Genomic DNA, 18,951 nt, shown 5'->3' with positions numbered 1-18,951 from the left:
GAACAGAGACGAACGATCACGTGCCTGACGACGCAGGACCATCCGATGGCAGATAGAACAGGGCCATGGCAGCACTGCCACCACCACCTCCCGATGCCACGCCGGTCTTGCCGACGGCCAAACGATCGCGAACGCGCTCGTGGATGCTGGCGCTCGGCATCGGTTGCATCGCGTGGACGGGTGGACTCCTCGGTGCGCTGGTCGGCAGCGAGCTGAGCGATTGGCTCGATCGGCCACCACAGCGCCCGTCGAGCCAGCCGGTCGACATCGCCGACGCTCGCGATGGTTTCGAAGGCCGGATCGACGTGGCCTCGGTCGCCGAATTCCTCGCGCCCTCGGTGGTCACGATCTCGGCCGACATCGACAACGGCGTCGGAATCGGCACCGGCATGATCATCACCGAAGACGGCGAGATTCTCACCAACTCTCACGTCGTCAGCGGAGCAAGCGAAATCCGGGTGCGACTCGCGGGCGAGTCCGAGCCGCGAGAGGTGACGCTCCTCGCCGAAGACGTCGGCAACGACCTCGCGATCCTTCGTATGTCGGGCGATGGCTTCGAACCGGTGCGCTTCGCCGACCCCGGCAGTGTGCGCCTCGGCGACCAGGTCGTCGCAATCGGAGCCGCGCTGGGACTCGATGGGGATCCGTCGGTCACGCTCGGCATCGTCTCGGCGCTCGACCGCAGTGTCGGCCAACAGAACGTCTTCTTGAACGGACTCCTGCAGACCGACGCGGCGATCTCGTCGGGCAACTCGGGCGGACCGCTCGTCAACGCAGCCGGCGAGGTGGTCGGCGTCAACACCGCCGTTGCCCGCGACACGTCGATCTTCACGGCGACCAACGTCGGATTCGCGATCTCCGTGGGCGAGGCGTTGCCGGTGATCGAGTCGTTGCGCGAGGAAGCTCGCGGCGAGGTTCGTGAAGAGGCATTCCTCGGAATCGGCCTCGAAGATCGTCGTGATGGAGGCCAAGGCGTCATCGTGTCCGGCGTGCAGCCCGGGACCCCCGCCGAAACGGTCGGCGTCATGGTCGGCGATCTGATCGTCGCGGTCGACGGCAGCACGACAGCAGGCTCGGCGGCGTTGATCGCAGCGATTCGTGACAAGTCGCCCGGCGACACAGTGACGGTGGCGGTCGTGCGCGACGACAACGGGCTCGAGTTCGACGTCGAACTCACCAGTCGCCCCGAGAACTGACCCTGACGGGGTGTTTTCACCCCGATCCGTCGCTGAGAATTCAGCGAGTGTGCATCTGCCGTTCGCCGTGATGAGCCACAGGTCACCGTTGGTCCGAGCAGGATCTGATGGTGCCCGCCGACACGTTTCCGAGTGAGCTGTTTCGATGACGGACGCGTCGGTTCGTCAGCGAACCAGCAGTGACGTGGCGAGTTGGAGGCGTGACGGGTTCGTCCTCGTTCGGCAACCGGTGGACGCCGACTGCATCGACCAACTCGTGGACCTGGCCGAGCCGATGCTGCGCGGCGGAGTCGACGGCTGCAGCGACCTCGGTTCCGATGTGGCTGCCAGGTTGCGCTCGGTGGGGCTTGCGAACAGACCGGTCAGACCCTCGACGGCCACGTCGTTGGCGAGGCTGATGGACTCGCTGGTCGAGACGGCACGCCGGTTGACCGGCTACGAGGCTGAGGTCGGCGTCGCTCGGGTCATCGACGCCGGGGGCGATGTCGTCGGGCTGCCTGCGCAGCAGTTGGTTCACCAGGCGCAGGCGCTCGAACTGCTGGCGACCTGTGCGATCCTCGCGAGTCCCGACCCGAACCCGCGGACTGTCGAGATGTCTCCGGCTCGTCACCAGGATCTGTTGATTTCCGATGAGGGCGGGTTGTTGCCGCAGAGCGCTGAGCGGGCATTGGCCTGGCGCCCGCTCGAGCTGTCGTTCGCTCATCCGCTCTGGATTCATCCGCTGGCGCCGGTTCGCATCGGGCACGGTGCCGGTACCTCGTCTGCGCGGCTCGTCCTGTTGCACCTCATCCGTGCGGTGACGCCACCGACACCGCAGGATGCCGCCACGACCTCGCGTGCCGAACCGGCGCCGATCATGTCGTTGGCTCCCACGAACGCTGCCGCGGTCGCCGACGCCATCGTGCAGTTGTACGACTCGCGCGGCTCGACGCCCTATCAGCAGGGCGTCGATCATGCTTCCCACGCGCTCCAAGCGGGGGCTCACGCCATGGCGGCTGGTGCTTCCGTGTCGATGATCGTTGCCGCCTTCCTGCACGACATCGGTCGGCTGATCGGCGCTGATCCCCGAGGGCCCACGCGGTCGGCGGGTTCCGGGTCGATGTGTACCGGAGCCGACCATGATGCCTCCTTCGACCATGACGCGTCGAGTGACCATGATGCCTCGTTCGACCATGGTGTTCGCGGTGCCGAGTTGCTCGAGCGATGGTTCACCAGCGGCGTCACCCAACCGATTCGGTTGCACGTCGCTGCCCAGCGGTATCTGGCCGCGGCTGCTGCCGATCTCGAAGCGCCGTCGTCGTTCGATCGTGCAGCGCAGCGGAGTAGGACGGATCTCTCCGGTGAGCCGATGAGCGTGGCAGAGATGCTCGCGTTCGAGGCGGCCGACGGCTGGCTCGATGCGCTTCGGTTGCGTCACTGGGACGCCGCAGCCATCGAGCCGGGGGCACCCACGCCGTCACTCGACACGTTCCGAACGTTGATCGAATCGATTGCCGTGGTCGAGCGGGCGCCGCGCTGAGTCACCGATGCCCGGACCCCTGACCTCGAAGAGTTCGTTCGGCCGACGGATCCTCGTCATGTGGCGGCCATCTGCTCGTCACCCTGGGGAGCTACAACGGTGCACGTGACGTTCGCGGCCGCCCGGGACCTGCTCTCCCTGATCCGTCGAGTGAACGTTGATCGTCGAGTCCGCGCCGTCGTCGGACCGGACCCGACCCCCTTCGACGCTCGTGGCGGGATCCTCCCCCTCTCCCGCTGCGAGCGTCGCAAGGACACAGCGCGTCGAGGGGGCTGATGGAGCCGTCGGCGCTGGCAACTCGTCGGTGAGACGTCGAGGTCTCCGGACCGTGGCTGTGGAACGTACGGTTGCGCCATGAACGACGTGGTGAAAGGTCCGGGGATGGACGGCGCAATGCTCGGAGCCCAGCGACCATTCGGCCTCGGATACTGGCCGTTGCCCGAGGACGACCCAGGCGTCGCCGTGCAGCGCGAGGCAATCCGACTCGTCTCTCCCGATGGGGCGCTCGTCCGGGGCGTGCTGTGGACGCCGCCCGTCGGAACGCCCTGGAAGACGGCCGTGATCTTGTCGCACCCGCGCGGCGACTTCAGCGTGCACTACGCGTGCCCGCTGCTCGCCGCTGCCGGGTACGCCGTGTTCGGCTTCGGGACCCGCTACATGAACAACGACACCGACTGTCTGCACGAGTCGTGCATCGTCGACGTCAAGACCGCCCACGACGAGATGATCCGACGCGGCGCCGAGGCGGTCGTGCTGCTGGGGAACTCCGGCGGCGGGTCGTTGATGGCGATGGCGAACGCGGAACTCGGCATCGGCGACGGGTGGGTCGGCATGGCGGCGCACCCCGGCGAGGGCGTGTTCATGCTCCAGGTGATCGATCCGTCGGTCGCCGATGAGCACGATCCGTTCTCGACGGTGCCCGAACTCGACATGTATCACCCCGACAACGGCTGGCGGCCGTGGCCGGAGCCGTGTTCGTACGATCCGGCCTGGGTCGAGCGGTACCGTGCAGCGCAGGTGGAACGGGTGGCTCGGATCGATGCGATCGCCAAGGCGTCGATCGCCGATTCCCGCGCCGTGGTCCCCGCACTGCGGTCGATCGATCCCGCCGCCGACCCGACGGGCTATCGGGAGCTGCGACGGCGAGCCGTGTTCACGAAGTACCTGACGATCTATCGAACACTTGCCGATCCGGCCTATCTCGACCTGACGATCGATCCGGACGACCGTGCGATGGGTTCGCTGTTCGCATTCCCCGACCCCTTCGACGCGAACTACGGTCGAGGAGGCCTCGCTCGAACGATGACCGCACGTGGTTGGCTGAGCACCTGGTCGGGTTTGTCGAGCGGAGCGAAGCTGGCCGACACGATGCCGCACGTGACCGTGCCGACCCTGCTCATCCATCCCACGGCCGACACGGAGATCCGCGTCTGGCAGGCCAAGGAGATCGTCGATGCTGCGGGAGCGGAGGACGTGACCTACATCGAGATGCAGGGGGCGCTCCACTATCTGGAGGGCGACCGCCCCGAAGCGCTCCAACACGTCGCCGACTGGCTCTCCGCCCGTTTCCCCTGAACCGGCACGCCTCCATCCGCCCCGGGGGGACGTCCCTCCGTTGCCTCCGCATCGGAACCGACGAACCCCCGGCGCCCTCGCCGCGGTCCGACGTGGGGGAGGTCGCCACGACACCGGATGACCGATGCCCGTCGACATCGCTCGGCGGCTCGCTTCGATCTCGGATCGCGGGCATCCCCGTATCCTCGTGCTGGTGATCGAACACGGCGCGGGTGACCGCGACGATTCCGCTCCCGAGCCGATCGGCCGCGAGTCCGATGGCGCTGCGGGTCGCAGGGACGCCCAGCCGCTCTCGGGGTGGCTGGCGATCGCGCTCGTCACGGGCACGTCGGCAGCGGTGCTCGTCCTCGAGATCCTGGCCGGTCGATTGCTCGCACCGTATGTCGGTGTCAGCCTCGAGACCTTCACGGGCATCATCGGGGTGATCCTCGCCGGGATCGCGCTCGGAGCGTGGGCGGGCGGGGTCCTGGCCGACCGAGTCGATCCCCGACGCCTGCTGGCGCCGCTGCTGATCCTCGGTGGCGCGTTGGCGATCGCCACGATCCCCGTGGTGCGACTCCTCGGAGAGGCGAGCGGCAGCGGGGGCGGCCCGCGGATCCTGTTCCTCACCACGTTCGGGTTCCTCCCGTCGGCGACGGTGCTGAGCGCCGTGCCGCCAGCGGTCGTCAAGTTGCAGTTGCGAGAGCTCGCCACGACCGGCGCCACGGTCGGCAGCCTGTCGGCGTGGGGCACGGCCGGGGCGATCTTCGGGACGTTCTTCACCGGCTACGTCCTGGTCGCGAGCGCCGCCGTCACCACGCTGATCATCTCGGTCGGTCTCGTCCTGGTGCTCGCCGGGATCGCGCTCCAGCTCGCGTTCGGCGTCCGACAGCGTCGAGAACTGCTCGCTTCGGTCGTCGTCGTGGCAGTCACCACGGCCACCGCTGCAGGGGTCGGCACACCCTGCGAAACCCAGACAGCGTATTACTGCGTCTCGATCGTGTCCGATGCGGAGCTGGCGTCGGGTCGCACGTTGGTCCTCGACGACCTGCGCCACAGCTATGTCGATCTCGACGACCCGACCCACCTGGAGTTCTGGTACGTGCGCCGTCTCGTCGATGCCATCGACCTCTGGGCATCGTCGAGCGACGCAGCCGCCCAAACAACGACACCTGCCGAGGAGCGCGCGATCGATGCCGTGTACCTCGGTGGTGGAGCGCTCACGCTGCCGCGTCATGTGCGAGCGACGAGGCCCGGCAGCGAGCAGGTCGTCTTCGAGATCGATGGCGACCTCGTCGACCTCGTCGTCGACCGATTGGGCTTCGTCTCAGGGGCCGACATCGATGTCGTGATCGGCGATGGACGGCTCTTGTTGCGCGACCTTCCGAACGATTCCGCCGATGTCGTCATCGGTGATGCCTTCGGCGGGCGAGCCGTGCCGTTCCACCTCACCACCCGCGACTTCGTCGATGACATCGACGCCGTGCTCCGCGACGACGGGATCTACGCGGTGAACGTGATCGACGGCGGCGGTGAGCAGTTCCTCCGAGCCCATGCGGCAACGGTGAGCGACGTGTTCGCCCACGTCGTGGTCGTTCGGGGTCCGCTCGCCGTGAGAGGTCGTCGTGGGAACTCGGTGATCGTCGCCAGCCAGCGGCCACTCGACGCGGAGGCGCTCGCCGATCGATTACGAGCGGAGATCGCCGACGACCAGGACGAGACGGACCAGGACGAGACGGACCAGGACGAGACGGTGAACGGGGACGTGCTGGCCGCTGACCGGCTCGACGACTATCTGGATGGCGTACGGATTCTCACCGACGACTTCGCACCGGTGGATCAACTGCTGCTGCGGGCTGGCTGAGGACCTGCTTCGGCGCCTGTCTCCGTGTGGGAATGGGCCCGGGAGCGAAGCCCGACCATCGTGTTCCCGCGGCCGCTGCCATCTGTGGCGTGAGTCACCTCGGGCGGCGACGAACGAGGACACCACGCGGGTTGGAAGCGTCGTTGTGTTTCCGTAGCATTGCATGGCCGTGGCCGGAAGGCGTTTCGACCACCACTACATCCCGCAAACTGACGTCCGGCAAGGCCTCCCGCATCGATTGGGAACGGAACCAGCCGGCAAACCGAGTTCTTCAGCTCCGTCTGCACGTCGCAATACCTCGTGCAACGGAGCTTTTACGTGGAGAGCCCCCTCTTTTCCGGAGGATGGGTTTGGACAACGAGAAGGAAAAGCGCCACATGGCACAGCAAGCGATCGTCGGCGAAAAAGTCGGCATGACACAGAAGTGGGTCGACGACAAAGTCGTACCCGTCACTGTCGTCAAGGTCGACCCGATGCGCATCGTTCAGATCAAGACGAACGAGCGTGATGGCTACACCGCCATCCAGGTCACCTATGGCAACAAGGACCCGAAGAAGCTGAACCAGCCTCAGGCCGGTCACTTCGCCAAGGCCGGCGTCGCGCCGGGCAAGCGGCTCATCGAACTCCGTCTCGACTCCGTCGATGGGCTCGAGGTCGGTCAGGAACTGACGGTGGAGCAGATCCCCGTCGGTAGCCGGGTCGACGTCACCGGCACCAGCCGCGGTAAGGGCTTCGCCGGTGTCATGAAGCGCCACAACTTCAAGGGCGCGCCAGCCTCGCACGGCGCCCACAAGAACCACCGCAAGCCCGGCTCGATCGGCCAGTGCGCCTTCCCGGCTCGTGTCTTCAAGGGCATGAAGATGGCAGGTCACATGGGTCACGAGCAGGTCACCACGCAGAACCTCGAGGTCGTCGAAGCCGACGTCGAGCGCAACGTGTTGCTCATCAAGGGTGCCGTTCCTGGCCCTGCCGGCGGTGTCGTCACCGTGCGCAGCGCCGTGAAGATGGCCGGAAAGGGAGCCTGATCATGGCAACGCTCACGATGAAGTCCGCCAGCGGCACCGACGCCGGCACCGTCGAACTCGACGATGACGTCTTCGGCCTCGTGCCGAACGTTCCGGTGATGCACCAGGTCGTCACCGCCCAACTCGCCGCACGTCGTGCGGGCACGCAGAGCACCAAGACCCGCGCCGACGTGCGTGGTGGTGGCGCCAAGCCGTTCCGCCAGAAGGGCACCGGCAACGCTCGCCAGGGCTCGATCCGTGCACCGCACTTCACCGGCGGTGGCGTGGCGCTCGGCCCGAAGCCCCGCAAGTACGACCAGAAGACCCCCAAGAAGATGATCAAGCTGGCGACGCGATCGGCGCTGTCCGATCGTGCAGCCGAAGGCAAGGTCGTGGTGGTCGACAGTTGGGGCATCGACACCCCGAAGACCAAGACCGCCAAGCAGGCGCTCGACGCATTGCAGCTCGACGGCCAGGTGCTCGTCGTGCTCGGCGCCGACGACGATGCCGCCTACATGAGCTTCCGCAACCTGCCGACCGTGCAGGTGATCAAGGCCAGCGAGCTCAACGCCTACGACATCTTGTGCTGTGACTGGATCGTGTTCACCAAGGCGACGCTGCCGACCGGCACCGCCCTCGGTGACTCGAGCCCGACGCCGGCCCCGAAGAACGCTGCGGCCGCGGAACTCGCTGCCGATGCCGCCGATCACGAAGGGCCTCACGGCGCGGGTAGCCACGCTGCGCTCGACGATGGCTCCGAACCGGCTGGCTTCCCGATCAAGGGCAACGCCGATTCGATGCTCTACCACGTTCCCGGCAGCCGCTTCTACAAGCAGACGATCGCCGAAGTGTGGTTCGCCAGCGAAGACGCCGCCGAAGCCGCTGGATTCAGCAAGCCGGGCAGCCAGAAGTCAGAGTCCGACGACGCAGCGGACGATTCCGCTGCCGACACCGAAGGGGAGGACGCCTGATGAAGGATCCTCGCGACATCATCATCGCGCCGATCGTCTCGGAGAAGAGCTACTCGCTCATCGAGTCCGGCGTGTACACGTTCCAGGTGCACACCTCGGCGAGCAAGCCGGAGATCCGCGACGCCGTCGAGTCGATCTGGGGCGTCGAAGTGCTCAAGGTCAACACGCTCAACCGTGTCGGCAAGCGCAAGCGCACCCGGGGCACCAACCGCGTCGGCAAGAAGTCCGACACCAAGCGGGCCATCGTCACCCTGGCAGCGGGCGAGATCCCGTTGTTCGAGAACTGAGCCAGGGAAGGAATCACCGATCATGGCCATTCGTTCACGCAAGCCCACCAGCCCCGGCCGTCGCTTCCAGACGAGTCACGACTTCAGCGAGATCACCAAGTCCTCGCCCGAGAAGTCGCTGCTCGCCAAGAAGTCGAAGTCCGGCGGCCGCAACGCCTACGGGCGCAAGACCTCCCGCCACCGCGGCGGCGGTCACAAGCAGCAGTACCGCATCATCGACTTCCGTCGTGTGAAAGATGGCGTCGTGGCCAAGGTCGCCGCCATCGAGTACGACCCGAACCGCACCTGCCGGATCGCGCTGCTCCACTACCTCGACGGTGAGAAGGCGTACATCCTGGCGCCGAAGGGTCTCAACGTCGGCGATCGCATCTCGTCGGGCCAGGGCGCCGACATCAAGCCGGGTTGTGCGCTTCCGCTGCGCTACATCCCGGTCGGTACCACCGTCCACAACGTCGAACTGCGCCCAGGTGGCGGCGGCAAGATCGGTCGCTCGGCCGGCATGGCTGTTCGTCTGGTCGCGAAGGAAGGCGCCTACGCCACCCTGCGCCTCCCGTCGACCGAAATGCGCCGTGTGTTGATCGACTGTCGCGCGACCGTCGGTGAAGTCGGCAACTCCGAGCACGAACTGATCAAGATCGGCAAGGCTGGCCGCAACCGCTGGAAGGGCAAGCGCCCACAGACCCGTGGTGTGGCGATGAACCCCGTCGACCACCCGCTCGGTGGTGGCGAAGGCCGTACCTCTGGTGGCCGCCCGGCCGTGTCCCCGTGGGGCAAGCCCGAGAGCCGCACTCGCAACAAGAAGAAGGGCTCGCAGCAGCTCATCGTCCGCCGTCGTCGCACCGGAAAGGGCGGGCGTCGCTGAGGCGATTGCTCGCAGGTAAAGAGGAAACACTCATGGCACGCAGTCTCAAAAAAGGCCCGTTCGTCGACGATCATCTGCTCAAGAAGATCGACGCACAGAACGCAGTCGGCGAGCGCAAGGTCATCAAGACCTGGTCGCGTCGCTCCACCATCATCCCCGACATGGTCGGTCACACCCTCGCGGTGCATGACGGACGCAAGCACGTCCCGGTCTACGTGACCGAGTCGATGGTCGGCCACAAGCTCGGCGAGTTCAGCCCGACCCGCACCTTCAAGTACCACGCCGGTATGGAAAAGAACGCGAGGCGCTGATGACCGGTCCCAAGCTCAACGAGAAGTCGTTCGTCGCCGGCGAACGCTCCGGCACCAAGGCCCAGGCCAAGTACGTCCGCTCGTCGGCGTCCAAGGCGCGTGCCGTCCTGGATCTCATCCGTGGCCTCGACGTCACGTCTGCTGACGAAGTCCTGCGTTTCACCGATCGCCACATCGCCCACGATGTTCGCAAGGTGCTCGCCAGCGCAGTTGCCAACGCGATCAACAACGACGGCCAAGACGCGAGCGAGTTGTTCGTCATCGCCTGCTTCGCCGACGAAGGCCCGACGTTGCGCCGGTTCCGTCCGCGTGCCCGTGGACGTGCCACGCGCATCAACAAGCGGACGTGCCACATCACGATCGTCGTGGCTCGAATGAGCGATGATCGCATCGCCATCGTCCAGGCTCGTCAGGAGCGTCAGGGTGGATCCGCCGCAAGCGGCCGTCCGAAGCGCCCCGCCTCGAGCCGTGCGGCTCGGGTCGCCCGGTCGCAGGCCAAGGACGCCGCCACCGAGTCCGACTCGACCGACGCCGACACGCTCGACGCCGATGCGGCCGCTGAGTATGCAGCCGGCGACGCCGACAGTGACGGTGAGGTCAATGCCGTCGACGCGTCGCCGCACGGCGAGGGCTCGCATGCGCCGCTCGACGACGTCGACGAGGCCCCCGAGGGCTTTTCGATCAAGGGCAACGCACAGTCGATGCTCTACCACGAGCCCGAGTCGCGGTACTACGCCGCCACGAAGGCCGAAGTGTGGTTCGACTCCGTCGAATCCGCCGAAGCTGCCGGTTTCAGCAAGCCGGGCGCGAAAAAGGAAGAAGCGGCTGACACCGAGTCGACCACCACTGAAGACAACGTCGCCGCTGACGAGGCGGAGGAGAGCTGATGGGTCAGAAGATCAATCCGTACGGGTTCCGACTGGGAATCACCACCGACTGGAAGTCGCGGTGGTTCTCTGAGCGCGAGTACAAGGACTACCTCACCGAGGACTGGAAGATCCGTGATCACATCATGGACCTGCTGGAGTCTGCCGCGATCTCGCGAATCGAGATCGAGCGCACTCGTGACAAGCTTCGTGTCGACGTGCACACTGCCCGTCCGGGCATCGTGATCGGTCGTCGGGGTGCGCAGGCCGATGAGCTTCGTAAGGCCATCACCGAGATCACCGGCAACCCGAAGATCCAGCTCAACATCGTCGAGATCAAGGCGCCCGAGCTCGATGCAGCGTTGATCGCACAGGGTGTGGCCGACCAGCTCGTCAACCGCATCGCTTTCCGCCGTGCGATGAAGCGCGCCGTCCAGAATGCGCAGCGCGCCGGTGCCCTCGGCATTCGGGTGCAGTGCTCGGGTCGCTTGGGTGGTGCCGAGATGAGCCGCACCGAGTGGTACCGCGAAGGTCGAGTGCCGCTGCACACGCTGCGTGCCGACATCGACTACGGCATGCGTGAAGCCAAGACCACCTCCGGTCGCGTCGGCGTCAAGGTGTGGCTCTACAAGGGCGACATCACCCCGTACAAGAAGGCCAACGACGACAAGATCCAGCGTGAAGCTGCCATGGCGGTCGGTGAGACCTCCGGCCAGACCACCGCTGATGCGCCGCGCAAGGTCGTGTCGTCGAGCCGTCCGGTCGCCGAGGCCGCTCCGGCAGCGCCGCAGCCGCTCGTCTCGGCAGCCGATCCCGAGCTGGAGAAGTTGCTCGTCGAAGAAGAAACGATCGCCCAGCGCACCGCTGCCGGCGAGACCACCGACACGTCGCCGGCGAGCGGCGAGGACTGAAAGGCAGACACGACATGTTGATGCCCCGCAAAGTCGCCCACCGTAAGCACCATCGTGGTCGCACCCGCGGTCTGACGAAGGGAGGCTCCGGCCTCAGCTTCGGTGAGTACGGCATTCAGGCACTCGAGCCCGGCTGGCTGACCGCTCGCCAGATCGAAGCCGCTCGTATCGCCATGACCCGAGCCATCAAGCGTGGTGGCAAGGTCTGGATCAACGTCTTCCCGGACAAGCCGGTCACGAAGAAGCCGGCCGAGACCCGCATGGGTTCCGGCAAGGGCAACCCCGAGTTCTGGGTCGCCGTCGTCAAGCCGGGTCGCACGCTCTTCGAGCTGTCGTTCCCCGACGAGGACACGGCGCGCATCGCCCTCAACAAGGCGATCCAGAAGCTCCCGATCAAGGCCCGCATCATCACGCGAGAGGAAATCGTCTGATGGCGTTGTTCACGTGTGAGGTCCAGGTGGCCACGAGAGAGATGGAGATCGTCTGATGGCCGGCAAGAAGAACGACCTGGCCGACCTGTCGATGGGTGAACTCGTCGACGAGTTGAAGGCCACCAAGCAGGAAGCGCTCAACCTGCGCTTCCGCAACGCAACGGGACAGCTGGAGAACACCGCCGAGATCGGCAAGGTTCGCAAGCAGATCGCCCGCATCAACACGCTCATCCGCGACAAGGAAATCGCGGCAGCCGAGGCAGGACAGTGATGACTGAAGCAACCGAAGCCACCAGCGAGCGGGCTGCTCGCAAGGTCCGTGAAGGCACCGTGGTGTCGAACAAGATGGACAAGACCGCCGTGGTGGCGATCGTGTCGCGTGTTCCGCACGCGAAGTACAACAAGATGATCTTGCAGACCACCAAGCTGCACGCTCACGACGAGAACAACGACGTCAACATCGGCGACAAGGTTCGCGTGATGGAGACCCGTCCGCTCAGCAAGACCAAGCGCTGGCGCATCACCGACGTGCTGGAACGCGCCAAGTGAGCATGTGTAGCGAGAAGTTCGAGGTATCACAGTGATCCAGCAAGAATCCCGACTTCGTGTCGCCGACAACAGCGGCGCCAAAGAAGTCCTGTGCATCAAGGTGCTCGGCGGCACACGTCGCCGTTATGCGTCGATCGGTGACGTGTTCGTCGCGACCGTCAAAGACGCCATGCCTGGAGCTGGCGTCAAGAAGGGCGAGGTCGTCAAGTGCGTCGTCGTCCGCACGAAGAAGGAAAAGCGTCGTCCCGACGGCAGCTACATCCGCTTCGACGAGAACGCTGCCGTGCTGATCAAAGACGACATGACGCCTCGCGGCACCCGCATCTTCGGCCCCGTCGGCCGTGAACTGCGTGACCGCAAGTTCATGCGCATCGTGTCGCTCGCTCCGGAGGTGTTGTGATGAAGCTCAAGAAGGGTGACACCGTCGAGGTGATCACCGGCAAAGACAAGGGTAAGCAGGGCGAGATCGAGCACGTCTTTCCCAAGAAGAACCAGATCATCGTGCAGGGCGTCAACACGGCGTCCAAGCATTCGAAGCCGAGCCGTGCCAATGAGCAGGGTGGCATCATCGACAAGGACATGCCGATCGACGCGAGCAACGTGATGCTCGTGCACGGCGGCAAGAAGGTCCGCGTCGGCTACAAGATCAACGATGATGGCACCAAGGTGCGCATCGCCCGCCCGTCTGGAGAACAGATCTGATGGCTGAGACCGCAACCGTCACGGGCGAGATTCCTCGCCTCAAGGCGAAGTACAACAACGACATCGCTGCAGCGCTGAAGGACCAGCTCGGCATCGAGAACGTGATGCAAGTGCCCAAGCTCGAGAAGATCGTCATCAACATGGGCATGGGCCGCGCCGCTGGCCAGCCGTCGTTGATGGAAGGCGCGATCAGCGACCTCACCGTCATCTCCGGTCAGAAGCCGATCGTCACCAAGGCGAAGAAGTCGATCGCGAACTTCAAACTGCGCGAAGGCCAGGCCATCGGTGCGAAGGTCACCCTTCGCGGCGATCGTATGTGGGAGTTCCTCGACCGTCTCGTGTCGGTGGCGATTCCCCGTATTCGTGACTTCCGTGGCCTGCCGGCTCACTCGTGGGACGGGCAGGGCAACTACACCTTCGGACTCAACGAGCAGTCGATGTTCGCCGAGATCGACCCGGACAAGATCGACCACCAGCGAGGCATGGACATCACCATCGTCACCACGGCCGACAACGACGAGGCCGGCTACGCGCTCCTCGATGCGTTCGGGTTCCCCTTCAAGAAGGGCGAGGAAGCGGCCAACGCCCCTCGCAAGAAGCGCCGCAAGCGTCCGCTGTACGGCAAGAAGAGCAAGTGAACTGAGCTGACCGAGGATTGTCATGGCAAAGAAAGCACTGATCAACAAAGCCAACGCGAAGCCGAAGTTCAAGGTGCGCGCCTACACGCGTTGCCGTCGCTGCGGTCGCGCCCGTTCCGTCTACCGCAAGTTCGGCCTGTGTCGTATCTGCCTGCGTGAGCTTGCTCACGCCGGTGAGATCCCTGGCCTGACGAAGTCGAGCTGGTGAGGAGAGAACCATGCTGACCGATCCCATCGCCGACATGCTCACCCGCGTCCGCAACGCCAACACGGCGATGCACGACGAGGTGACGATGCCGTCGTCCAAGCAGAAGGTCGCCCTCGCGAAGGTTCTCCTCGCCGAGGGCTACATCGCCGGTTTTGACACCGCGCCGTCGCCGCGTGGCGTCGGTGAGGTGCTGACCATCGCGATGAAGTACTCCGAAGAGCGTGAACGCACGATCTCGGGTATTCGTCGAATCTCGACGCCCGGCCTGCGGGTCTACCGCAAGTCCACCAATGTGCCTCGTGTGCTCGGTGGTCTCGGCGTCGCTGTCCTGTCCACCTCGAACGGCCTCATGTCCGACCGCGAAGCGCGCAAGCGCAAGGTGGGCGGCGAGGTCCTCTGTTACGTCTGGTGATCTGAGATGTCTCGAATTGGTAAAGCACCCATCACGGTCCCGGCCGGCGTCGACGTCACCGTCGCCAATGGTCGAGTCTCGGTCAAGGGCCCCAAGGGCAACCTCGAGCGCGTCATCCCCGGCAACATCTCGATCGAGCAAGACGGCGACACGCTCACCGTCACCCGGCCCAACGACGAGAACAAGACCAAGGCGTTGCACGGGCTCACACGGAGCCTCTTGAACAACATGGTCATCGGCGTGACGGAAGGGTTCCGCAAGGAACTGCAGATCCACGGCGTCGGTTACCGCGCCGAGCAGCAGGGCCCCAACAAGCTGCGCATGAACCTCGGGTTCAGCCATACGATCGACGTGGAGGCGCCCGAAGGCATCGTCTTCGAAGTGCCGCAACAGACTTCGATCATCGTGACGGGCATCGACAACGAGATCGTCGGACAGGTCGCGGCCAACATCCGCAGCCTCCGCAAGCCCGAGCCGTACAAGGGCAAGGGCGTGCGCTACGCCGGCGAACGCATCATCCGCAAGGCCGGCAAAGCCGGCAAGAAGTGACGTCGGTCAGGCAGGGAAAGAAGTAAGCCATGACGAAGATTGCACAAGCCCGCCGCAGCGGCCGGATCCGGCGTCACCGCCGAGTCCGCAAGAAGATCTACGGAACGGCGGCGCGTCCGCGTCTCGCCGTGTTCCGTTCCAACAAGCATCTGTCGGTGCAAGTGATCGACGACGACCTGGGTGTCACCCTGGCCGCCGCCTCGACCACCGAAGCCGATCTTCGTGCATCCGGCTCGACGGCTTCCGTCGAAGCGGCCACCAAGGTCGGTCAGCTCGTCGCCGAGCGCGCCAAGGCTGCCGGTATCACCCAGGTCGTCTTCGACCGAGGTGGATTCGCCTACCACGGCCGTATCGCTGCCGTGGCGTCTGCTGCACGTGACGCAGGTCTGGAGTTCTGATGGCATTCGGAGACAATCCCCGAGGTGGCGGCGGTCGTGACGGTGGTCGCGAGCGGGCCCCCGATCCCGATGGCCTGCGCGAGTCGCGCGTCATCACGATCAACCGCGTGGCCAAGGTCGTCAAGGGTGGTCGACGGTTCTCGTTCACCGCGCTCGTGGTGATCGGCGACGGCAACGGCCGCGTCGGTCTCGGCTACGGCAAGGCGAAGGAAGTTCCCCTGGCGATCCAGAAGGGCACGGAGGAAGCACGCCGCAACCTGTTCACCGTCCCGATGGCGGGCGGAACCATCATCCACGAGGTCCTCGGTCGTACCGGTGGCGGTCGCGTGATGATCAAGCCGGCATCGGCCGGTACCGGTGTCATCGCGGGCGGTGCTGCTCGCGTCATCCTCGAAGAGGCGGGTGTCCACGACGTGCTCTGCAAGTCCCTCGGCTCGGCGAACCACATCAACGTGGCACGCGCGACCGTCGATGGTCTCAAGTCGCTGCAGCGTCCGGACGATGTCGCCAAGCGGCGTGGTCTGAACCCGGACGAGTTCGTCCCGAAGGGGCTGCTCAACGCGTACAACGAGTCCAACAAGAAGCCGGTGGCCGCAGTGGCCGCCGACGCATCCGAAGGAACTGCCTGATGGGTCAGATCACCGTCACCCAGATCAAGTCGGCGATCGGCACCAAGCCCAAGCACCGAGGCACGCTGCGCGCCCTCGGGATCGGCAAGATCGGCCAGACCAACACGCTTCCCGATCGACCGGAGATCCGCGGCATGATCGCCCGGGTCCCGCATCTGATCGAAGTGTCGGAAGAGGAGAGCTGACATGAAGGTCCATGACCTCAAGCCCGCACCGGGCTCGACCAAGAGCCGCAAGCGCGTCGCTCGCGGTACCGGCGGCAAGGGCGGAAAGACCGCAGGCCGCGGCACCAAGGGCCAGCGCGCCCGCAACACCGTCGCTCGCGGTTTCGAGGGTGGCCAGATGCCGCTCAAGCAGCGCGTGCCGAAGCTGCGCGGGTTCAAGAACCCGTTCCGCGTCGAGTACCAGGCGGTCAACCTGCACACGCTCGCCGACCTCGCAGAGAAGATCGGCAGCGCCGACATCGACCCCGACGTGCTCGTGGCGCACGGCGTCGTCCGCAAGGGCGCGTTCGTGAAGATCCTCGCTCGTGGCGAAGTGTCGACCAAGCTCGACGTGTCGGCGCATGGTGCCTCGGCAGCCGCCGTGTCCGCGATCGAAGCCGCTGGCGGCTCCGTCACGCTGATCACCCTTCCGTTCAAGGAAGAGGGCAAGGCTGGTCGCCCGGCCTCATCCGGCAACCAATTCATGAACCGCTGATTCGGGCCAGATCGCCCGATTGCTGCGTCAGCACATCGCTGCTCGTTGGCGGAAGCCAACTCGGCTCGTGCTTCCTTGCACTCGAACGATCTGATCCCGAATCAGCGTGATGATGTTGATCGGTGGCTCGCACCCTTGGTGCGGGCCGTCGGTCTTTTTCGGCGCAGAAGCGATGGCTCGTGTGGCCGTAATCTGCTCCTTTCCCGAACCCGCTGCCACTGGGAATCGCGACGGTCTCGCTGGTAGCCTCGGGCCGGTCTGCGCCACTGGTCGCGCATCGCTTTCGACCCCTCGCTCGAGGGAATCCAGAGGACTTCATGCTTTCCAACCTGCTGAACGTGTTCAAGATCAGCGACTTGCGCAACAAGTTGCTGTTCGTGGTCGCCATGGTCGCCGTGTACCGCCTCGGCGTGGCGATCCGCGTCCCTGGTGTCGACCCGTTCGCGATCGAGCAACTTCGGGCCTCGGCTGACCAGCAAGGCGCGCTCGGTTTCTTGAACCTCTTCTCCGGCGGGGCCTTCGAGTCGTTCTCGATCTTCGCGCTCGGCATCATGCCCTACATCACGGCCAGCATCATCATGCAGGTCCTCGGCGTGGTCATCCCCAAGCTCGAACAACTCCAGCAGGAGGGTGCGATCGGCCAGCGCAAGATCACCCAGTACACCCGTTACGTCACCATCGGCTTGGCCACCCTGCAGGCGACCGGCCTGGTGTTCATCTTCGGAACCGGTAACGGTCAGGCGTTCTTCGGCGCTGGCAACGTGCCCGACGTGGTCCTGCTGCCCGATGGGCTCTGGCCTCGCGGGTACCTGATCATCCCGACGCTCGTCGCCGGCACCGCGGTGCTCATGTGGCTGGGCGAGTTGATCTCACAGCGTGGCATCGGCAACGGCATGTCGATGGTGATCTTCGCGTCGGTGGTGGCCTCGCTGCCCGGTGGTTTCTGGAGCATCCTGCAGCTGAACAAGGTGTTCTGGTTCATCGCGATGGTCCTGCTGACGATCTTCATCATCGTCGCCGTGGTGTTCGTCGAACTCGGGCAACGGCGCATCCCGGTGCAGTTCGCCAAACGTGTGGTCGGGCGCCGGATGATGGGCGGCCAGAACACCTACATCCCGTTGAAGGTGAACCAGTCGGGCGTCATCCCGATCATCTTCGCGAGCTCGATCCTGCTGCTGCCGGTGATCATGTCGAACGTGTTGGGCTCCGGCGAAGGGTGGCGTGGCGACGTGGCGCGATTCGTCGACGAGTACATCGTCAACCCGTCGAACGTGGTGTACATCACGCTGTTCGCACTGATGATCATCGCGTTCGCGTACTTCTACAACTCGATCGCGTTCGACCCGGTTCGTCAGGCCGACCAGCTGCGCCGTCAGGGCGGGTTCATTCCCGGTATCCGCCCCGGGCCGCAGACCGAGCGCTACCTCGGCAAGGCCGTCAACCGCATCACGTTGCCCGGCGCGGTGTTCATCGCGATCATCGCGATCCTGCCGTACATCTTGCTCCTCGCCGCCGACGTGTCGACGTTCGGCTTCGCCGGAACGTCGGTGCTCATCTCGGTCGGCGTCGCACTCGAACTCATGCGTCAGATCGACAGCCAGCTCACGCTGCGCAACTACGAGGGATTCCTGTCCTGACCGCAGGAGATCGACGCCGATGATCCCGGGTGCCCGCCTCATCATTCTCGGACGGCAGGGTGCTGGCAAGGGCACACAGTGTGTGCGGCTGAGCCGGCACTTCGTCGTGCCGCACATCTCGACCGGTGACATGCTGCGTGCCGCGGTGCGCGAGGCGACGCCGCTCGGTCTTGAAGCCAAGAAGGTGATGGATGCCGGCGGCTTGGTGTCGGATGACATCATGATCGGCATCGTTCGTGACCGGCTCCAAGCCCCTGATGCCGACACTCGCGGGTACATCCTCGACGGCTTTCCGCGCACGATCGAACAGGCCGAGGCGCTCGACGAGATCGCGCACTCCCTGCGCAAGCCGGTCGACGTGGTGCTCGATCTCAACGTGCCGCGCGAGATCGTCCTCGAGCGCATCTCGTCGCGTCGTGTGTGCCGGGACTGCGGCACGAATTACACCTCGACCGGCAACGACCCGCAGACGTGGATCTGCGACGTGTGTGGTGGCGACGTGCTCCAGCGTGACGACGACACGCCCGAGTCGGTCAATCGACGCCTGGACCTCTACGAGGAGCAGACGTTCCCGCTCATCAAGCACTACGGCGATCAGAACCGGCTCGCCGTCGTGAACGGCGTCGGCCATCCCGATGCGGTCTTCGAGCGACTGGTCAAAGCGGTCGACAACAACCGGCGCTGAGCGACACGACAGCAGACTCCCAGGCTGCCGGAGCCGAGCACGGCCTGGCGGAATCCGTCGTTTCCGTAG

The 18,951-nt window shown here is 65.3% G+C and carries 26 protein-coding genes; all 26 read left to right on the top strand.

Going from position 1 to position 18,951, the window contains the following annotated elements; all coding sequences use genetic code 11:
* The first annotated feature begins 65 nt into the window (after positions 1-65).
* The 26 genes from ACE37B_RS21820 (at position 66) to ACE37B_RS21695 (ending at position 18,882) form a co-directional block, all read left to right on the top strand.
* Positions 66-1,196, top strand: a complete 1,131-nt coding sequence (locus tag ACE37B_RS21820) for a S1C family serine protease (protein WP_409925457.1) — start codon at positions 66-68, stop codon at positions 1,194-1,196.
* Between the two features lie 145 nt (positions 1,197-1,341).
* Positions 1,342-2,715 (top strand): hypothetical protein, encoded by a 1,374-nt coding sequence (locus ACE37B_RS21815; RefSeq protein ID WP_409925456.1) that lies wholly within the window; start codon positions 1,342-1,344, stop codon positions 2,713-2,715.
* 354 nt (positions 2,716-3,069) lie between these two features.
* Positions 3,070-4,290 carry an alpha/beta hydrolase gene (locus ACE37B_RS21810; RefSeq protein ID WP_409925455.1) on the top strand — a complete coding sequence of 407 codons (1,221 nt, stop codon included), beginning with the start codon at positions 3,070-3,072 and terminating at the stop codon, positions 4,288-4,290.
* Between the two features lie 193 nt (positions 4,291-4,483).
* The gene (locus ACE37B_RS21805; protein ID WP_409925454.1) at positions 4,484-6,133 is read left to right on the top strand and encodes a fused MFS/spermidine synthase; all 1,650 of its coding nucleotides are present in this window, start codon (positions 4,484-4,486) and stop codon (positions 6,131-6,133) included.
* Positions 6,134-6,264: 131 nt separating this feature from the next.
* A complete protein-coding gene (rplC, locus tag ACE37B_RS21800) occupies positions 6,265-7,158 on the top strand; it encodes a 50S ribosomal protein L3 (RefSeq protein WP_409925453.1) in 894 nt (297 codons plus the stop codon).
* Between the two features lie 2 nt (positions 7,159-7,160).
* Positions 7,161-8,108, top strand: coding sequence for a 50S ribosomal protein L4 (rplD, locus tag ACE37B_RS21795; RefSeq protein ID WP_409925452.1), 948 nt, complete (start codon positions 7,161-7,163; stop codon positions 8,106-8,108).
* Positions 8,108-8,395 carry a 50S ribosomal protein L23 gene (gene rplW, locus ACE37B_RS21790; RefSeq protein ID WP_409925451.1) on the top strand — a complete coding sequence of 96 codons (288 nt, stop codon included), beginning with the start codon at positions 8,108-8,110 and terminating at the stop codon, positions 8,393-8,395. Before rplD ends, rplW begins: the two co-directional genes overlap by 1 nt.
* Positions 8,396-8,417: 22 nt before the next feature.
* Positions 8,418-9,257, top strand: a complete 840-nt coding sequence (rplB, locus tag ACE37B_RS21785; protein ID WP_409925450.1) for a 50S ribosomal protein L2 — start codon at positions 8,418-8,420, stop codon at positions 9,255-9,257.
* A 32-nt stretch (positions 9,258-9,289) separates the two neighbouring features.
* Positions 9,290-9,568, top strand: a complete 279-nt coding sequence (rpsS, locus tag ACE37B_RS21780; protein WP_409925449.1) for a 30S ribosomal protein S19 — start codon at positions 9,290-9,292, stop codon at positions 9,566-9,568.
* Entirely contained in the window at positions 9,568-10,455 is an 888-nt protein-coding gene (gene rplV / locus ACE37B_RS21775; protein WP_409925448.1) for a 50S ribosomal protein L22, read from the top strand. Before rpsS ends, rplV begins: the two co-directional genes overlap by 1 nt.
* Entirely contained in the window at positions 10,455-11,345 is an 891-nt protein-coding gene (rpsC, locus tag ACE37B_RS21770) for a 30S ribosomal protein S3 (protein ID WP_409925447.1), read from the top strand. The genes rplV and rpsC overlap by 1 nt, the downstream gene beginning before the upstream one ends.
* 14 nt (positions 11,346-11,359) lie before the next feature.
* A complete protein-coding gene (gene rplP, locus ACE37B_RS21765) occupies positions 11,360-11,776 on the top strand; it encodes a 50S ribosomal protein L16 (RefSeq protein ID WP_409925446.1) in 417 nt (138 codons plus the stop codon).
* Between the two features lie 55 nt (positions 11,777-11,831).
* On the top strand, positions 11,832-12,047 hold the full coding sequence (gene rpmC, locus ACE37B_RS21760; protein ID WP_409925445.1) for a 50S ribosomal protein L29: 216 nt from the start codon (positions 11,832-11,834) through the stop codon (positions 12,045-12,047).
* The gene (gene rpsQ / locus ACE37B_RS21755; protein WP_409925444.1) at positions 12,047-12,325 is read left to right on the top strand and encodes a 30S ribosomal protein S17; all 279 of its coding nucleotides are present in this window, start codon (positions 12,047-12,049) and stop codon (positions 12,323-12,325) included. The genes rpmC and rpsQ overlap by 1 nt, the downstream gene beginning before the upstream one ends.
* Positions 12,326-12,356: 31 nt before the next feature.
* Positions 12,357-12,725 (top strand): 50S ribosomal protein L14, encoded by a 369-nt coding sequence (gene rplN, locus ACE37B_RS21750; protein ID WP_040493564.1) that lies wholly within the window; start codon positions 12,357-12,359, stop codon positions 12,723-12,725.
* Positions 12,725-13,027 carry a 50S ribosomal protein L24 gene (gene rplX, locus ACE37B_RS21745; RefSeq protein WP_409925443.1) on the top strand — a complete coding sequence of 101 codons (303 nt, stop codon included), beginning with the start codon at positions 12,725-12,727 and terminating at the stop codon, positions 13,025-13,027. Before rplN ends, rplX begins: the two co-directional genes overlap by 1 nt.
* Positions 13,027-13,665, top strand: a complete 639-nt coding sequence (gene rplE, locus ACE37B_RS21740) for a 50S ribosomal protein L5 (protein ID WP_409925442.1) — start codon at positions 13,027-13,029, stop codon at positions 13,663-13,665. Before rplX ends, rplE begins: the two co-directional genes overlap by 1 nt.
* A 22-nt stretch (positions 13,666-13,687) precedes the next feature.
* Positions 13,688-13,873, top strand: a complete 186-nt coding sequence (locus ACE37B_RS21735) for a type Z 30S ribosomal protein S14 (RefSeq protein ID WP_015440399.1) — start codon at positions 13,688-13,690, stop codon at positions 13,871-13,873.
* A gap of 10 nt (positions 13,874-13,883) precedes the next feature.
* On the top strand, positions 13,884-14,285 hold the full coding sequence (gene rpsH / locus ACE37B_RS21730) for a 30S ribosomal protein S8 (RefSeq protein ID WP_409925441.1): 402 nt from the start codon (positions 13,884-13,886) through the stop codon (positions 14,283-14,285).
* Positions 14,286-14,291: 6 nt separating this feature from the next.
* Positions 14,292-14,834, top strand: a complete 543-nt coding sequence (rplF, locus tag ACE37B_RS21725) for a 50S ribosomal protein L6 (RefSeq protein ID WP_409925440.1) — start codon at positions 14,292-14,294, stop codon at positions 14,832-14,834.
* Positions 14,835-14,863: 29 nt separating this feature from the next.
* Positions 14,864-15,232, top strand: coding sequence for a 50S ribosomal protein L18 (gene rplR / locus ACE37B_RS21720; RefSeq protein ID WP_409925439.1), 369 nt, complete (start codon positions 14,864-14,866; stop codon positions 15,230-15,232).
* A complete protein-coding gene (rpsE, locus tag ACE37B_RS21715) occupies positions 15,232-15,861 on the top strand; it encodes a 30S ribosomal protein S5 (RefSeq protein ID WP_409925438.1) in 630 nt (209 codons plus the stop codon). Before rplR ends, rpsE begins: the two co-directional genes overlap by 1 nt.
* A complete protein-coding gene (rpmD, locus tag ACE37B_RS21710) occupies positions 15,861-16,046 on the top strand; it encodes a 50S ribosomal protein L30 (protein ID WP_409925437.1) in 186 nt (61 codons plus the stop codon). The genes rpsE and rpmD overlap by 1 nt, the downstream gene beginning before the upstream one ends.
* Before the next feature lies 1 nt (position 16,047).
* Positions 16,048-16,560: a 50S ribosomal protein L15 gene (gene rplO, locus ACE37B_RS21705; RefSeq protein ID WP_409925436.1), complete on the top strand. Its 513-nt coding sequence runs from the start codon at positions 16,048-16,050 to the stop codon at positions 16,558-16,560.
* 317 nt (positions 16,561-16,877) lie between these two features.
* Complete coding sequence (gene secY / locus ACE37B_RS21700) at positions 16,878-18,197, top strand: preprotein translocase subunit SecY (protein WP_409925435.1); 1,320 nt, start codon at positions 16,878-16,880, stop codon at positions 18,195-18,197.
* Between the two features lie 19 nt (positions 18,198-18,216).
* On the top strand, positions 18,217-18,882 hold the full coding sequence (locus ACE37B_RS21695) for an adenylate kinase (protein ID WP_409925434.1): 666 nt from the start codon (positions 18,217-18,219) through the stop codon (positions 18,880-18,882).
* Positions 18,883-18,951: the final 69 nt, after the last annotated feature.

The sequence above is a fragment of the Ilumatobacter sp. genome, from assembly GCF_046290335.1.
Classification (GTDB): domain Bacteria; phylum Actinomycetota; class Acidimicrobiia; order Acidimicrobiales; family Ilumatobacteraceae; genus Ilumatobacter_A.
Note: the sequence above shows the minus strand (reverse complement) of the source record. Positions and strands in the feature narration are given on the sequence as shown.

Coding starts and splice junctions, on each gene's coding strand:
- ACE37B_RS21820 (WP_409925457.1), top strand. CDS start 66: ATGGCAGCACTGCCACCACCACCTCCCGATGCCACGCCGGTCTTGCCG.
- ACE37B_RS21815 (WP_409925456.1), top strand. CDS start 1,342: ATGACGGACGCGTCGGTTCGTCAGCGAACCAGCAGTGACGTGGCGAGT.
- ACE37B_RS21810 (WP_409925455.1), top strand. CDS start 3,070: ATGAACGACGTGGTGAAAGGTCCGGGGATGGACGGCGCAATGCTCGGA.
- rplD (WP_409925452.1), top strand. CDS start 7,161: ATGGCAACGCTCACGATGAAGTCCGCCAGCGGCACCGACGCCGGCACC.
- rplW (WP_409925451.1), top strand. CDS start 8,108: ATGAAGGATCCTCGCGACATCATCATCGCGCCGATCGTCTCGGAGAAG.
- rplB (WP_409925450.1), top strand. CDS start 8,418: ATGGCCATTCGTTCACGCAAGCCCACCAGCCCCGGCCGTCGCTTCCAG.
- rpsS (WP_409925449.1), top strand. CDS start 9,290: ATGGCACGCAGTCTCAAAAAAGGCCCGTTCGTCGACGATCATCTGCTC.
- rplV (WP_409925448.1), top strand. CDS start 9,568: ATGACCGGTCCCAAGCTCAACGAGAAGTCGTTCGTCGCCGGCGAACGC.
- rpsC (WP_409925447.1), top strand. CDS start 10,455: ATGGGTCAGAAGATCAATCCGTACGGGTTCCGACTGGGAATCACCACC.
- rplP (WP_409925446.1), top strand. CDS start 11,360: ATGTTGATGCCCCGCAAAGTCGCCCACCGTAAGCACCATCGTGGTCGC.
- rpmC (WP_409925445.1), top strand. CDS start 11,832: ATGGCCGGCAAGAAGAACGACCTGGCCGACCTGTCGATGGGTGAACTC.
- rpsQ (WP_409925444.1), top strand. CDS start 12,047: ATGACTGAAGCAACCGAAGCCACCAGCGAGCGGGCTGCTCGCAAGGTC.
- rplX (WP_409925443.1), top strand. CDS start 12,725: ATGAAGCTCAAGAAGGGTGACACCGTCGAGGTGATCACCGGCAAAGAC.
- rplE (WP_409925442.1), top strand. CDS start 13,027: ATGGCTGAGACCGCAACCGTCACGGGCGAGATTCCTCGCCTCAAGGCG.
- ACE37B_RS21735 (WP_015440399.1), top strand. CDS start 13,688: ATGGCAAAGAAAGCACTGATCAACAAAGCCAACGCGAAGCCGAAGTTC.
- rpsH (WP_409925441.1), top strand. CDS start 13,884: ATGCTGACCGATCCCATCGCCGACATGCTCACCCGCGTCCGCAACGCC.
- rplF (WP_409925440.1), top strand. CDS start 14,292: ATGTCTCGAATTGGTAAAGCACCCATCACGGTCCCGGCCGGCGTCGAC.
- rplR (WP_409925439.1), top strand. CDS start 14,864: ATGACGAAGATTGCACAAGCCCGCCGCAGCGGCCGGATCCGGCGTCAC.
- rpsE (WP_409925438.1), top strand. CDS start 15,232: ATGGCATTCGGAGACAATCCCCGAGGTGGCGGCGGTCGTGACGGTGGT.
- rpmD (WP_409925437.1), top strand. CDS start 15,861: ATGGGTCAGATCACCGTCACCCAGATCAAGTCGGCGATCGGCACCAAG.
- rplO (WP_409925436.1), top strand. CDS start 16,048: ATGAAGGTCCATGACCTCAAGCCCGCACCGGGCTCGACCAAGAGCCGC.
- secY (WP_409925435.1), top strand. CDS start 16,878: ATGCTTTCCAACCTGCTGAACGTGTTCAAGATCAGCGACTTGCGCAAC.
- ACE37B_RS21695 (WP_409925434.1), top strand. CDS start 18,217: ATGATCCCGGGTGCCCGCCTCATCATTCTCGGACGGCAGGGTGCTGGC.